We start from the raw sequence: 13,503 nt of genomic DNA on the forward strand, positions 1-13,503 counted from the left end.
AATCTCTATACTCTGTTCTTGCAATGGTAGCCCTGCCGGTTACTTCGCAATTGCACTCTGCGAACCCCGCCAGGACCGGAAGGTAGCAACGGTAGTAGAATTGTGATGTGCCGAAGCTTTGCTGGTAGGGTTGCCACCATTTTTATAGCATTTTATTATAATTATTCATCATCTTCTTTTTTGTTAATTACTTTCATAATCACCTCCATATCAAATCCTCTATATTGTAGAAAACGTATTTGTTTTGCTTTGAGTTTTGGATCTTTTTCCACTGTATTGCCAAATTTTTTGATTTTGAGTTGATAGGCTTGTTCAACCCAGTCGATTGCTTTTAGTTCTTCTTGAATCAGGTCACTATTAATTTTCTTGTTTTTCAACGCTAATTTAATACGTTGCGGCCCTTTCCCTTTTCTTTTTTGGCTTGATAGCACAATGTCAGCTACGCGCTGATCGCTTTGATAGTTCTGCTCGGACAATTCATTTACAAGATTTATCACTTCCTCACGACTTGCTGCGTAGACGGCAAGCTTTTCGATCAGTTCGGCTTTGGAAAATTCTTTACGAGTGAGTACAGCAAAGGCGTAAGAACGCAAGCGTGAGCCTGTCAGCCTTATATTTTGAGGGGGAATGGTCTCTATGGTGGCATCGGAATCATTGGTTGTGTCTTGCGATGCTGTATGTTCAGTAGAGGAAGTCCCAAATTCTTGTTTTAATCTTTCATAGTCAAGCAATTTAGGGAATTTAGATTGGCTCATAATATATCTAATCTTGATTGAAAAACGCCCCGAAGGGCGTTTAATTGTAACAGGTATATTTCTAAGAGGCAGATGCTTTAAGCATCGAGCAAGAGGTCAGATTCATCCTCTTCTTCTTTGTCTTCTACAACACCGCCCGTTGTTAATAATTGGTCACGGATAATGCGTTCCACTTCTTGTGCCAATTGTGGATTTTCTTCAAGGTGGCGAATGACATTGTTTTTACCTTGACCGATTTTGTTCCCTTGATAAGAATACCAAGCACCTGCTTTTTGAATGATGTCTTGTTGAACAGCAAGATCAACCAATTCACCTAGCTGGTTAACGCCCTTACCATAAAGAATCTGGAAAAGAGCTTCTTTAAATGGAGGCGCCATTTTATTTTTAACCACTTTAACTTTGGTTTCTGAACCTATAATTTCGTCACCTTCTTTAACTTGACCAACACGGCGAATGTCAAGGCGAACAGAAGCATAGAATTTTAATGCGTTACCACCAGTTGTAGTTTCAGGACTACCAAACATCACACCAATCTTCATACGAATTTGGTTAATGAAGATCACCATACAGTTCGAACGCTTCGCATTACCTGTAATTTTACGTAAGGCTTGGCTCATTAAGCGCGCTTGTAGCCCCATGTGTGAATCGCCCATTTCACCTTCGATTTCAGCGCGTGGTGTAAGTGCTGCAACAGAGTCGACTACGATTAAGTCAATTGCACCAGAACGTACTAGCATGTCTGCAATTTCGAGTGCTTGCTCACCATGGTCTGGTTGAGAAACTAAGAGGTTGTCAATATCAACACCAAGCTTGCGAGCATATTGTGGATCAAGTGCATGTTCAGCATCGATGAAAGCACAAGTACCACCGGCCTTTTGACATTGCGCAATCGCTTGTAATGTCATGGTGGTTTTACCTGAAGATTCTGGACCGTAAATTTCAACAATACGACCCTTTGGTAAGCCACCAATACCTAGTGCAATATCGAGTGTCAATGAACCTGTTGAAACGGCTTCAACAGCTTGTACTGTATTGTCACCAAGGCGCATAACTGTATTTTTACCAAACTGTTTTTCAATTTGGCTTAGGGCAGCATTGAGTGCCTTACTTTTATTCTCATCCATCTTACAACCTCAAAACTTTGTCACTTTACTTTTAACCTAAAGTGGATGTCTTACATTACAAACGTTTTCCACTTCAGTATAGTGACAGAATTATTTCTGTTATTCTATGCCTATTGTATCTTGTGCGACACAACATGACGCGACTAATTTAATCATCATTATATGACCAATGTTGGTCAAATTGCTGATCATTTTCTTGTTTAAATCTACTGATTTGTCGACGATCTTTTTTCGAAGGTCGATGATCAGGTCGAGCAAGATTATGCAATTTTCTTTGCGATGCAAGCAATTCTCTTTTTGCTAAACTGACTTCAGTTTCTTCATATAATTGCTGAGCAATAGGAGCAGGGCCACGCATATTAGAAATAGCTTTAATAATCACAGTTTTTTTCTCGAAACCTTGTTGGATGGTAAGTTCCATGCCTACACGGACTTCTTTAGAAACTTTGACGCGTTCTCCATCGAAATGGACTTTGCCGCCTTCAATTGCAGACTTAGCAATGCTTCGAGTTTTAAAAAAACGTGCAGCCCATAGCCATTTGTCGATACGTACAGTTTCGACAGGAAGATTTTGCTCTGCTTTAGGCATATTGCTTTTGTTCCTCAGCTTGTTCAAGTAAAGGGATTAGGTCTGTGAGTCTATTAATCATTGGGAAATTGGAATTCTCACGTATTAACCCTGTAGATGAGGGCTGTTGGATCGTAATCAAATGCTGTAGTCCAAATTTTTGTGCACCCAATAAAACTTTTTCAGTGTCATCAATAAAATAAGTTTGCTGCGCATCAAAAGGATGCAATTGGTGTAACTTTTCCCAGAATGCAGTAAATTCTTTGGCGTGCCCTAGTGTTTCACTGCTCACAATCACATCGAAATATTGCTCAATACTTGTTTGCTTAAGTTTAAATTTTAGACTGGCACAGTCAGCATTTGTGGCTAACCAACATGGATAATGGTTGGCTTTGAGATATTCTAATAATTCAATACAGCCTTCACGGCGGCTTACTTTATGTTGCTGCTTTTTTTGTAATGCAAGCACATCAAAGCCGACTTTAGTCGACCAAAAATGTGAAGAATACCAGTTTAAAGTGTGGCTATGTTCTTGATAGAATTGGAATAGGACTTCTTTACTTTGTTCGATCGAACATTGATGCACTTCAGCATACTGAATGGGCACAAGCTGATTCCAAATCAGGTCATCATAAGCAAGATCGAGTAAGGTTCCGTCCATATCAAAGATAATGGTCGGTTTTTGAGAAAAGTTCGACATATATAAGGTGATCTATGTTTAAAACAACAACAGCACCGCAAGACGCAATGATCTTGCAGCTTGTGCCCATTGTGACACAAGCGTGCGAAATTTTGCGAGAAGAATATCAACGCTATTGTGCTGGTGAGCAGTTTGATATCACCCAAAAGCATGATGATTCACCTGTCACTCAGGCAGATTTCAGAGTGAATCAATATATTACAGAAGCCTTGGCACAGCAATATTCAGATATCCCCCTGCTGTCAGAAGAAGGTGAGTATGATCAACGCCAGCAATGGCATCGGTTTTGGTTGCTCGATCCCTTAGATGGTACCAAAGAGTTTTTGCATAAACGTCCTGAGTTCACGATCAATTTAAGTCTGGTTGAGGGTGTGCATACGGTTTTTGCAGTTTTGGCAATTCCTGCTGAGCAGGTGATGTACTTTTGCCCTAGGCAAGGGATGCCATTGAAGTTAAATCTCAACAGTCAGCGGTGGTCTGTATATGAATTGGAACAAGCAATAACTACACCTGTGCATATAGGTTTAAGTCAAAGTACACAGCATAAGTCTGAATATATGGCGTATTTAGATGTGCTGAAAGATCTGGCTGCCTATGATGTATTTAAAGCAGGTAGTGCCTATAAGTTTTGTATGATCTTGGAACATAAGGTGGATATTTACCCACGGTTCCATCCAACCAGCGAATGGGATACCAGTGCAGGACAATGTTTAATTGAGCGAATTGGTGGCGGATTGGTCGATTTCAAAGGGCGACCATTTGTTTATAATCAACGAGAAACTCTGTTGAATGGTGGTTTTATTGCGTATCGGAATGCAGAGATGAAAGAACTCGCATTACAAGCACTTGCGGCAATGTAGAGTAAGCATTGAGCAAAAAAATTAAAATGTTATAGTGTAAGCTCGACGGAAGAATGATGGTCTTATGGCATTAGAACGACTCCCACATAGTATGCTAAAAGCAATCGATTTATTGCCAGATACACATACTCCAGTCACATTATTTACACGGCATTCCATTCGCGAAATGGTGAGCGGGCAAGGCTTGGCTGGTTATGATTTGCAGCTAACACCGCAAGGGCGTGATTTGGCGTTAGCATGGGGCGGACATTTAATTGCTCAAACAGGTCGAATTATTCAACATTGTATATCGAGTCCTATTCAACGTTGTGTGGATACGGCTGCTTTAATGATTCAAGGTGCAGATTCAATTAGTCTGCAAAGCAATACGCATCATATCGAAATAGTACAACAAGGGCTCTTAGTTGAGCCGGGCAGTTTTGTGCTTGATATTAAACAGGCAGGTCCCTATTTTCGTGAACAGGGAGCTTTAGGCTTTATCAATAGCTTTGTAAATAACGCTTTACCGGGCATGAAACACCCGATACGAGGTGTGGTGGATGTGCTTGAATTAATTTATAACACACATCCACAGCAGCATAATGGGCTTAGTCTGGCAGTAAGTCACGATACCATTATTTCTGCAATTATTGCGGTAATTTCAGGTCGAAATGTAATTACTCAAGAAGACTGGCCACAAATGATGGAAGGATTATTTGTTTGGTTTGAGGGAGATGAGTTTTTAGATTCAAAACTAAAATGGATTTGGCGTGGTGAATTACATGAGTTGAATATTCGACAGTTCAATCAGCATCATTAAAAGAACTGAATTAACCTAAATTTTAAAATATCTGCTAGATCAGATATGTCTTTCATTATTCTCAATTTTTGTATTTTATAAAAGTATAATATATTATTTAAAATAAGATCATGTTTTTTAATGATTTATTTTACATTTGCATTTTGGAATTTATAACAATTGGGGGTTTTTGTGAAAAATGTGATGAATTACCATTCGCATGTTCTGAGTGTGTGTATTGCCTCTATATTATTGTCAGCATGTGGCGGTGGAGGAGGAGACTCCGCTGGAGGAGGCTCTAAAAATCCAGATTCATCTGTTGATACCGCACCGAGTGAGCCTGTATATCCTGAGCCAACAAAAGATGTATTGGATGAGGATACGTTTGGTTTTTATGATTATGATGCAACTTCTGCAACGCGAGTAATTCGTTCTGATTTGACAGGTTCATTTCAGGGTATGGTTCAATTTGCGCAAGCGCATGTAGTTGATCCGAGTGGCAATGAAGCTAAAAAAATGCCCCGACTTACCTCTGAACGTGAGGCATTATTGTTGCTTACCCCTACTAGTGCAATGGGTGATATACAGAGCTTAGAGATTGAAATATATCAGGATGGTTTATTTGTACGGAAAGTTAAGCTGGATGATCCATCACAAATCCCACTTTCAGATCAGAGTAATCAGGATCAACGACCACAGGTGCTTTACAGTAAGCGAGCTTGGTCAGCTAAGTTAAATTGGAATGAAGTAAAACCTGGCCTGAAACTCAAATTTGTTGATGGGTCAGGTCGTGTGGGAGAGTTGCTGGAAACTCAAATTGACTTTGCTGCACCTGGCGTATTGGTATTGAATAATATCCGTTTAGGTCTGCTCACAGATCCACCTGTTTCTACAGGGCATTATATGTTGCTTGAACCTGAAAAGGCGGGCACGGATTATTTTCAAACCATTCCTGCCTCAGAAATGATTGTCGCGAAATATGATGACATGAAGCTAAATCGAGTCATGGTCGCGAATGGAACCATTTATGACACCAGTAGCGCGGTAGAGGGCGGTGTATATTCGGGTGATATGCGCGAAAATGTTGCGAAATCGACTTTTAGTGTTGGTATTAATTTGGCTAACTGGGGTGTGACGAGTGCTTCAATGGCAAGTCAGGAACAACCTCAACTCACTGAAAGTGTGATTGTGCATCATGCACGTGGTCAATATACCAATGGTATTCAAAACCACGGTTTGAGTGGTGGTAATGGTATGTTGACGCTGATTGATTCGATTGGTAATGAGTTTAGCCATGAAATCGGACATCATTATGGCCTAGGTCATTACCCCGGTTCGGTCTCGGTTGAAGGACAGCCGACCAATTATTTCTGGTCAGCACACCATGCAGACAGCGGATGGGGCTATATTTCTTTCCGTAATAAAATGCGCGGTAATCTTAACTGGAAATCGACCAGTTTAGGTGATGGCGCTAATGGTGTTCCAAATTTTCTAAAACTTTACCCTTATGGTTGGGATGCTATGGCTGGTGGTGCAACGGCTAGCTCAATTTCACGTTATACTCACTATACGGGATATAGTACATCAACCAAGATACAACCACATTTCAACCGCTATATCTGGGATGCAAATTCGAGTACAGGCTATACAAAGTGGAATGCAACAACCCGTAAAATGGAAGTTGTGCAACCCCGTGTCCCTAGCTCATCAAAAGTTTGGTATAACCGAACAGATTGTAATTATCTGAAACCTCGTTTATTCGGTGTTCCTGTATATACAATTTTAGGTGGATATGACCCTGAAAATCAGGTGGGTTTATTGTATCCAGCGGCACGAAGTAACTGGGGTAATGTGTTTGATTTGCCTGAAGCAAATACGGCAGTAACTCAAGCAGCGTGTTGGCTCAATATTCGTTCGGTAAGTGGTAATAAGACTGTTGGATTGGCGCCGAATCGCATGGATTCGACGAATAGTCCTGCAAATAAATTACACGTCAATCTGGCGATTTCTGATCAGCCCCAGCACGTCGATTTGTATTGTAAAAAAGCCAATCAGGCTGAAAAATTGCTTTCTAGTATTGATATTCCGACCTATGCTGAAGCGATGAGGCCTGCGGTGAAAATTGGTCGTGAAAATGGCTATGATGCTTTACGTAAAATTGAATTACCAAATTTAGAACAAGAATTAGAGGCTCAAAATGGTAAACCAATCGTAGCTTTATCTACGCAAAATAAATTACTGTACGATTCTTATCGAACTAATCAAGAAGGGCTATCTGCCACTGCTCAGCAAGTACTTGCACAATATTCTGACCAACAGCAAAAAATTTATCGTTTAAACCGTTGGATGAATGTGTATGCACAGGATTTAGCTGCAAATAATGTAGCAGCTAAATCTGCTTTGGCTTCATTTATTCAGCAGTTGGGTTTAGAAACGGACTCTTTACTGAATCAACAAAGTACTTTGCTGAATAGAACTAATTGCTTGAAAGTGGAGAAAACAACTTCGGGGCAATATAATCCTTATATTAGTGGTCCAACGGGGTGTACGGGTGATGACTCGGAGAAATGGATTTTAGATGGTTTGGGGCGTATTCATAGTAAATGGGCTGTGGATCAATGTTTAACCAGTAATGGAAGTGGTGGAAAAATTACACTTACTACGTGCTCAACGCAATTAAGCAGCCAAGTCTGGATCATGGCAGCAGATACTCAGTCTATTCGTCAAGGCAATCAGTGTTTTGATTTGAATCGTGGATATTTGGTTGATAATCGTGCTGATTTAATCCGTTATTCTTGTACAAATGGCGCGAATCAGAAGTGGAGTATGTTGACTCCGAATAATAATTTAATTTTATCGTATTTAAAGCCTAAAAACTTAGCTGTACTGGTAAATTAAAGTTTGCGCTCCTTCACTGATGTGGGGGAGTGCATTTGATATCTTGTTAGAATTTATAGGTTGAATTATAAAGCTATAGATGTAAAAAAAGCCCAGATGGGCTTTTTTTAATACAACAAATTAGTTAGCTAACGCTTTAACTTGTGCATTTAAGCGGCTCTTATGACGAGCTGCTTTGTTTTTATGGATGATACCTTTATCAGCCATACGGTCAATTACAGGAACAGCTTTTTTGTAAGCTTCTGTAGCAACTGCATGGTCACCAGCAGCGATAGCAGCTACTGTGCGTTTGATGTAGGTACGAACCATAGAACGCAAGCTTGCGTTGTGTTTACGTGCTTTAACGTTTTGACGAGCACGTTTTTTTGCTTGAGCAGAGTTTGCCACTCGTGCACTCCTTGAATTAGATTGGTCTGGGCGGGCTGAAATTCATACTGAAAACCAACATCAGTAGAACTATCACCAGCCCGTAAACAAGTGCCATATTTTGATTAAACACGACTACGAAGTCAAGTCTTGACATGCTTTGACAACATTTTAGATGCAGAAAAATGTTAAAGAAAACGTTAGATTACTCATAAAACATGGAGAACGGTCAAAAAATGATAAATTCGATTCAAAATGCAATTGTGATTGGTGCAACAGGTCTTGTAGGTCGGGCCTTAATAAAACAATTAAATGAATTAAGCAGTTGTGAACAAATTACGGCAGTGGTGCGACATTACGATGTTGAGTTAAGTCAGTTGGAAAAAGTCCATCAATTTGTACTGGAAGATTTTTTGTTACTAAATGATGAGGATGTGCATGGTCATACTCATGCATTTAGTTGTTTGGGGTCAACTTTAAAAAAAGCAGGCTCAAAAGCGCAGTTTTATAATATTGATTATGAAATAAATGCACATTTTGCAGATTTATTTGATGGATTAGAAACACATTACTTGTTGGTGAGTGCACTTGGCGCCAATTCGAAATCACCAATTTTTTATAATCGCGTTAAAGGTGAGTTAGAACAGCATATTCGTGAATTGGGTTTAGCGAAGACTTCAATACTACAACCTTCTTTATTGTTGGGTGAGCGATCAGAACAACGGTTGCTAGAAGGCGCTACTCAGCGCTTATATCAGAAGATGTCGCATTTGGTTCCAGATTCTTTTAAATATAAGCCAGTGACTGCGGAACAAGTGGCTCATACTATGGTCGTGGCAGCTCAATATCAAACTGAAAAGTTTGAAATTTATGATAATTTACGCATACAAAAAGCCAAATAAATGGAGAATGATGTGACAACAGTTCCTTTTGTAACTTGTGATTTATTAGACGATAACCCTGAAAAAGAACTTCAGGTGGTTACTCCATCGATTGACGGTAAATTTTTTAAAAGCTATGGGGCGCGCAAAAGTTTTGGCGGTCAGGTGGTGACGGTCAAATGTTTTGAAGATAACTCGCGAGTCAAAGAGCTTTTAGCGACTGAAGGTGCTGGTAAGGTGCTCGTTGTAGATGGGGGAGCTTCAATGCGCTGTGCCTTGATGGGGGATCTGATTGCTGAGTCAGCAGTTAAAAATCATTGGAATGGCGTGATTATTTATGGATGTGTTCGTGATGTGGATGCCATTGCAGAATTAGATTTGGGTGTACATGCATTGGCTGCAATTCCACAAAAAAGTAATCGTAAAGGCATAGGCGAAACGGATATTCCGCTCTATTTTGGTGGGGTAAGTATTCAATCTGGCGATTACATTTATGCCGATAATAATGGCATTGTGGTGGCTAAAGAACCATTGGTCGAACTATAAGACCATTAAAAATAAGGACAAAATATGGTGAATCATCAAATAAAAGTCATTCAAGCTTTGGCTTCATCATTTGTGGAAGGTGGTCGAGGAGTCTCTGGTACAGCTTTTCCAAAGCAACCAGAGAAATCATTGAAACTCTATGAATTTGAAGGTTCTCCATTTTGTCGCCGTGTGCGTGAAGTTTTAACTTTATTGAATCTGGATTATGAAGTTTATCCATGTCCAAAAGGTGGAACAAAATATCGTAAAATCGTAAAGCAATTAGGTGGAAAAAAACAATTTCCTTTCTTCATTGATGATAATACTTCAACGCAGATGTATGAGTCCCAAGACATTATTCATCATCTATTTGAACATTATGGGCGAACAGGGAAAATACCGAAAAAATTTGCGCATTATCCCAAAATTCCTGTTATGGCACTTGCTGGAACTATTATCAATGGCGCGCGTGGTGTTTGGGTGGATCAACGTATTGTCAACCGTGAAGCACCGCAGCAGTTGCTTGAATTATGGGGATTTGAGGCGAGCCCATTTACCCGTGTCGTTCGAGGTGTATTAACGGAATTAGAGCTGCCATTTATATTTCATAATGTGGCAAAAGAGCGCTGGCAAGATATGGGACCTGCTGTATTACGCTTAAAGCCAGGAAAGTATATCCCAATTAAAGAGGGTAAACGTGAAAAGGTAATGCTGTTGATGGGACGTGATATTCAAGTGCCATATTTAGTTGACCCAAATACACAAGTAAGGATGTTTGAATCGGCAAAAATCGTCAACTACCTTAAAAAGCAATATGGTGCTTAGAATCCTAGGTATAAAAACTTGAACTCGGATTAGATAATGGATAATAGTTTAATTTGAGTGTTAGGTTTAAGTGGTCAATAGCGTGAATAATTGTTGCATGCCTTCGGTTGCGGTTTGTGCAATAAGCTGATATTGCGGAGGCATGGTTTGTTGATGCGCTTTAGGGTCAATATAATATGCTTTACAGTGTAGTGGAATTTCATGGATTAGTCCTGCAACAGGATATACCTCTAAACTTGAGCCAATCACAATAAAAATATCTGCGTGTTGTACAATTTTTTGTGCCTCGGCATAAGCAGGTACAGCCTCACCAAACCAGACCACATGCGGTCGTAGTGGGTAGCCTAAAGGGCAACGATCTGTTTCTAAATTAAGTTCCCAGCCTTCTATAGGGTAAAACTCAGTCGCATATTCGGCATGGGGCCCAGAACTCTTGGCGAAGCGAATATTGCCATGTAAATGTAATACATTGTCATTACCTGCACGTTCATGCAGATCATCAATATTTTGTGTAATGACATTGAGATGATAGTGCTGCTGTAATTGGGCAATCAGTTGATGAGCACGGTTCGGTTGAGCGTGTAAAATATGTTTACGTCGTTGGTTATAAAAATCTTGAACCAACTGCGGGTTTCTTGCCCAAGCTTCAGGTGTGGCGACATCTTCAATGTTGTAATTTTCCCAGAGGCCGTCGTGATCACGAAAGGTTTGAATACCACTTTCGGCACTCATACCAGCACCTGAAAATACCACTAAGTTTTGCATGATTTCCTCATTGTTTACTTATTCTTGGGCTTAGGTATCAACTGAAGTGAAGTTTGAAATCATTTTTACTTCATGTTGAATCCAGTCGACAAACTTGCTCAAAATAGTTGATGGCGCTTGACTAGAATGCACCAAATAATATGCACGATTACTCGGTAATGGACTGCTACTAGTAATCACCAAGGTTTGATTTTTTAGTTCTTGTTCAATCAGCATTTGCGGAATTAAAGCAACGCCCATCGAATGTGATGCCGCTACAGCGAGCATGGAAAACAGCTCATGTCGTTGTCCTTCGTCGGCTTTAGGGTGGTCGATTTGATGGGCTTGAAACCATTCCTGCCAAATAGTAGGTCGTGTGGTTTGCTGTAATAAAGGAAGTTGCGTAATTTGCTCTGGGTTTAAATGATAGCTATATGGGGTGAGTTTTTCAGCGTTTGGAAAATGTTTCAAAATAAGTGAAGGTGAGCAAACAGCGATAACATCTTCATGCATTAAAAAATAGGCTTGGATGCTTGGCCAGTGTTCAATCTGTTGCTCTGTACCTGCATAAATGGCTGCATCGAACATATGGTCATTAAATAAAAAAGGCTTAGTACTGGTTTCCAAATGAATGGTAATTTCAGGATAACGCATATTAAAACCATGGAGTTTTGGTAATAACCAACGAGTAGCAAAGGTCGGCACAACACCGAGTTTTAGTGTCCCTCCTAAACCTTTATGTGCCATGACTTCTTGTGTGGATTTTTCTAAACCGAGTAAATAGGGTTTTATCGCCGTATAATATTGTGTACCCGCAATGGTCAGTTCCATACCATGTCGTGTTCGTGTAAATAATTGAATATCTAAAAATTCTTCCAATTGCTGAATTTGACGCGATACTGCACTTTGGGTCATGGATAGTTCTAAAGCTGCATGCGTGTAACTGGCATGTTTAGCAGCCGATTCAAAGCAGAGTAAGCTCTGCATAGAGGGAATTTTTCTTCTCATTAGTCTTGTCATTCAGCCATTAGGATATTTCAAAAGTGCATAAAGCATGTAGATTGCATCATAAGAACATACTGTAGAAATGTCATTTTTACCAATTTATTGTTTTTTTAATGTGAAAAAAATAAACAAGATATGCGTTTAAAGCATATCTGCATGCGAATTAATCGTTTGAATTATTTTGTGTTCAAGCATAGCATCATTATAGATAACAAGACCTAGCAGAGGATGCGTAATGAACCAAATGGTGAATACAAAAGCGGCACGTGTACAATTTGATTGGAAAGATCCATTTTTAATTGAGCAGCAACTCACAGAAGAAGAGCGCATGATTCGTGATACGGCATATGCCTATTGTCAGGAACAGTTAATGCCACGTGTATTGGAGCAGTTCCGTTATGAACGAACTGATGCTGGTATTTTCCGTGAAATGGGAGAACTGGGCTTATTGGGGCCAACGATTTCTGAACAATATGGCGGTGCAGGTTTAAATTATGTGAGTTATGGCTTAATTGCACGTGAAATTGAACGTGTAGATTCAGGCTACCGTTCTATGGCGAGCGTACAAAGTTCTTTGGTGATGGTGCCAATTCACGAATTTGGTACAGAGCAGCAAAAACAACAATATTTACCAAAACTCGCATCAGGTGAGTACATTGGTTGCTTCGGTTTAACTGAGCCAGACCACGGTTCAGACCCAGGAAGCATGATTACACGTGCTAAAAAAGTAGCAGGTGGTTATCGCTTATCTGGTGCGAAAATGTGGATTACCAATAGCCCAATTGCAGATGTATTTGTGGTGTGGGCAAAAGAAGTGTCTGAAGAAGGACATGTGGGTGACATTCGTGGCTTTATTTTAGAAAAAGGTTGGGAAGGGCTTTCGGCACCTGCGATTCATGGCAAAGTGGGTTTACGTGCATCAATCACAGGTGAAATTGTGATGGATAACGTTTTTGTTCCAGAAGAAAATGCATTTCCTGAAATTCGTGGTTTGAAAGGTCCATTTACCTGCCTAAATAGCGCACGCTATGGTATCGCTTGGGGCGCGATGGGTGCAGCAGAATTCTGTTGGCATACTGCGCATCAATATACAATGGATCGTAAACAGTTTGGTCGCCCTTTAGCAGCAAACCAACTTATTCAGAAAAAACTTGCTGATATGCAAACTGAAATTGCTTTAGGGTTACAAGTTGCTTTGCGTTTTGGACGTATGAAAGATGAAGGGATTGCATCGGTTGAAGGAACCTCTCTAATCAAACGTAACAACTGTGGTAAAGCTTTAGATATTGCCCGTTTAGCCCGTGACATGATGGGGGGAAATGGGATTAGTGATGAGTTTGGTGTCGCACGACATTTGGTCAATTTAGAAGTGGTGAACACCTATGAAGGCACCCATGACGTACATGCACTAATTCTTGGTCGTGCGCAGACGGGTATTGCTGCATTCTAATTTTAAAAAATCATTTGATCAAAA

At 40.1% G+C, this 13,503-nt stretch carries 14 protein-coding genes and 1 other RNA gene; 8 read left to right on the plus strand and 7 right to left on the minus strand.

Translation table 11 applies throughout. The features are described 5' to 3' along the window. Positions 1–33 precede the first annotated feature (33 nt). Positions 34–130, plus strand: an RNA gene (gene ffs, locus I593_RS20095) — signal recognition particle sRNA small type. A 31-nt stretch (positions 131–161) separates the two neighbouring features. Here ffs and I593_RS11410 read toward each other — a convergent pair. From I593_RS11410 to I593_RS11425, 4 genes are all read right to left on the minus strand, one after another. Beyond that, the gene (locus I593_RS11410; protein ID WP_016167728.1) at positions 162–755 is read right to left on the minus strand and encodes a regulatory protein RecX; all 594 of its coding nucleotides are present in this window, start codon (positions 753–755) and stop codon (positions 162–164) included. A 77-nt stretch (positions 756–832) separates the two neighbouring features. Next, positions 833–1,879: a recombinase RecA gene (gene recA / locus I593_RS11415; RefSeq protein WP_016167729.1), complete on the minus strand. Its 1,047-nt coding sequence runs from the start codon at positions 1,877–1,879 to the stop codon at positions 833–835. Positions 1,880–2,027: 148 nt separating this feature from the next. After that, positions 2,028–2,468, minus strand: a complete 441-nt coding sequence (locus I593_RS11420) for an RNA-binding S4 domain-containing protein (protein ID WP_016167730.1) — start codon at positions 2,466–2,468, stop codon at positions 2,028–2,030. Next, a complete protein-coding gene (locus tag I593_RS11425; RefSeq protein WP_016167731.1) occupies positions 2,461–3,147 on the minus strand; it encodes an HAD-IA family hydrolase in 687 nt (228 codons plus the stop codon). The genes I593_RS11420 and I593_RS11425 overlap by 8 nt, the downstream gene beginning before the upstream one ends. 14 nt (positions 3,148–3,161) lie before the next feature. On the opposite strand from I593_RS11425, the gene I593_RS11430 reads away from it, so the two are divergent. The 3 genes from I593_RS11430 (at position 3,162) to I593_RS11440 (ending at position 7,683) form a co-directional block, all read left to right on the plus strand. Then, complete coding sequence (locus tag I593_RS11430; protein ID WP_016167732.1) at positions 3,162–4,007, plus strand: 3'(2'),5'-bisphosphate nucleotidase CysQ family protein; 846 nt, start codon at positions 3,162–3,164, stop codon at positions 4,005–4,007. 64 nt (positions 4,008–4,071) lie between these two features. After that, entirely contained in the window at positions 4,072–4,806 is a 735-nt protein-coding gene (locus I593_RS11435) for a phosphoglycerate mutase family protein (RefSeq protein ID WP_016167733.1), read from the plus strand. A gap of 183 nt (positions 4,807–4,989) precedes the next feature. Then, positions 4,990–7,683, plus strand: a complete 2,694-nt coding sequence (locus I593_RS11440) for a M66 family metalloprotease (protein WP_016167734.1) — start codon at positions 4,990–4,992, stop codon at positions 7,681–7,683. Between the two features lie 120 nt (positions 7,684–7,803). Here I593_RS11440 and rpsT read toward each other — a convergent pair whose 3' ends face one another. Next, positions 7,804–8,070: a 30S ribosomal protein S20 gene (gene rpsT / locus I593_RS11445; RefSeq protein ID WP_016167735.1), complete on the minus strand. Its 267-nt coding sequence runs from the start codon at positions 8,068–8,070 to the stop codon at positions 7,804–7,806. A gap of 215 nt (positions 8,071–8,285) precedes the next feature. Here rpsT and I593_RS11450 point away from each other — a divergent pair, with 215 nt between their 5' ends. Genes I593_RS11450 through I593_RS11460 form a run of 3 tightly spaced genes read left to right on the plus strand, consistent with a single transcriptional unit; the run spans position 8,286 to position 10,280 of the window. After that, a complete protein-coding gene (locus I593_RS11450) occupies positions 8,286–8,951 on the plus strand; it encodes a Rossmann-fold NAD(P)-binding domain-containing protein (protein ID WP_016167736.1) in 666 nt (221 codons plus the stop codon). Positions 8,952–8,963: 12 nt separating this feature from the next. Continuing rightward, entirely contained in the window at positions 8,964–9,476 is a 513-nt protein-coding gene (rraA, locus tag I593_RS11455; RefSeq protein ID WP_016167737.1) for a ribonuclease E activity regulator RraA, read from the plus strand. Positions 9,477–9,500: 24 nt separating this feature from the next. Further along, complete coding sequence (locus I593_RS11460) at positions 9,501–10,280, plus strand: glutathione S-transferase N-terminal domain-containing protein (RefSeq protein WP_016167738.1); 780 nt, start codon at positions 9,501–9,503, stop codon at positions 10,278–10,280. A gap of 66 nt (positions 10,281–10,346) precedes the next feature. Here I593_RS11460 and I593_RS11465 read toward each other — a convergent pair whose 3' ends face one another. Together I593_RS11465 and I593_RS11470 are read right to left on the minus strand one after the other, a co-directional pair. Next, on the minus strand, positions 10,347–11,045 hold the full coding sequence (locus I593_RS11465) for an SIR2 family NAD-dependent protein deacylase (RefSeq protein WP_016167739.1): 699 nt from the start codon (positions 11,043–11,045) through the stop codon (positions 10,347–10,349). A gap of 30 nt (positions 11,046–11,075) precedes the next feature. Continuing rightward, entirely contained in the window at positions 11,076–12,032 is a 957-nt protein-coding gene (locus I593_RS11470) for a LysR substrate-binding domain-containing protein (protein WP_026441031.1), read from the minus strand. 232 nt (positions 12,033–12,264) lie between these two features. Between I593_RS11470 and I593_RS11475 the strand changes: the two genes are divergently transcribed. Next, on the plus strand, positions 12,265–13,479 hold the full coding sequence (locus I593_RS11475; protein ID WP_016167741.1) for an acyl-CoA dehydrogenase: 1,215 nt from the start codon (positions 12,265–12,267) through the stop codon (positions 13,477–13,479). The last annotated feature ends 24 nt before the right edge of the window (positions 13,480–13,503 follow it).

Source organism: Acinetobacter tandoii DSM 14970 = CIP 107469, from assembly GCF_000400735.1.
GTDB classification, from domain to species: domain Bacteria; phylum Pseudomonadota; class Gammaproteobacteria; order Pseudomonadales; family Moraxellaceae; genus Acinetobacter; species Acinetobacter tandoii.

What these genes read in the sequence shown, in the direction of transcription:
- I593_RS11410 (WP_016167728.1), bottom strand. Translation starts at nt 755, where the DNA reads ATGAGCCAATCTAAATTCCCTAAATTGCTTGACTATGAAAGATTAAAA.
- recA (WP_016167729.1), bottom strand. Translation starts at nt 1,879, where the DNA reads ATGGATGAGAATAAAAGTAAGGCACTCAATGCTGCCCTAAGCCAAATT.
- I593_RS11420 (WP_016167730.1), bottom strand. Translation starts at nt 2,468, where the DNA reads ATGCCTAAAGCAGAGCAAAATCTTCCTGTCGAAACTGTACGTATCGAC.
- I593_RS11425 (WP_016167731.1), bottom strand. Translation starts at nt 3,147, where the DNA reads ATGTCGAACTTTTCTCAAAAACCGACCATTATCTTTGATATGGACGGA.
- I593_RS11430 (WP_016167732.1), top strand. Translation starts at nt 3,162, where the DNA reads ATGTTTAAAACAACAACAGCACCGCAAGACGCAATGATCTTGCAGCTT.
- I593_RS11435 (WP_016167733.1), top strand. Translation starts at nt 4,072, where the DNA reads ATGGCATTAGAACGACTCCCACATAGTATGCTAAAAGCAATCGATTTA.
- I593_RS11440 (WP_016167734.1), top strand. Translation starts at nt 4,990, where the DNA reads ATGAATTACCATTCGCATGTTCTGAGTGTGTGTATTGCCTCTATATTA.
- I593_RS11450 (WP_016167736.1), top strand. Translation starts at nt 8,286, where the DNA reads ATGATAAATTCGATTCAAAATGCAATTGTGATTGGTGCAACAGGTCTT.
- I593_RS11460 (WP_016167738.1), top strand. Translation starts at nt 9,501, where the DNA reads ATGGTGAATCATCAAATAAAAGTCATTCAAGCTTTGGCTTCATCATTT.
- I593_RS11465 (WP_016167739.1), bottom strand. Translation starts at nt 11,045, where the DNA reads ATGCAAAACTTAGTGGTATTTTCAGGTGCTGGTATGAGTGCCGAAAGT.
- I593_RS11470 (WP_026441031.1), bottom strand. Translation starts at nt 12,032, where the DNA reads ATGAGAAGAAAAATTCCCTCTATGCAGAGCTTACTCTGCTTTGAATCG.
- I593_RS11475 (WP_016167741.1), top strand. Translation starts at nt 12,265, where the DNA reads ATGAACCAAATGGTGAATACAAAAGCGGCACGTGTACAATTTGATTGG.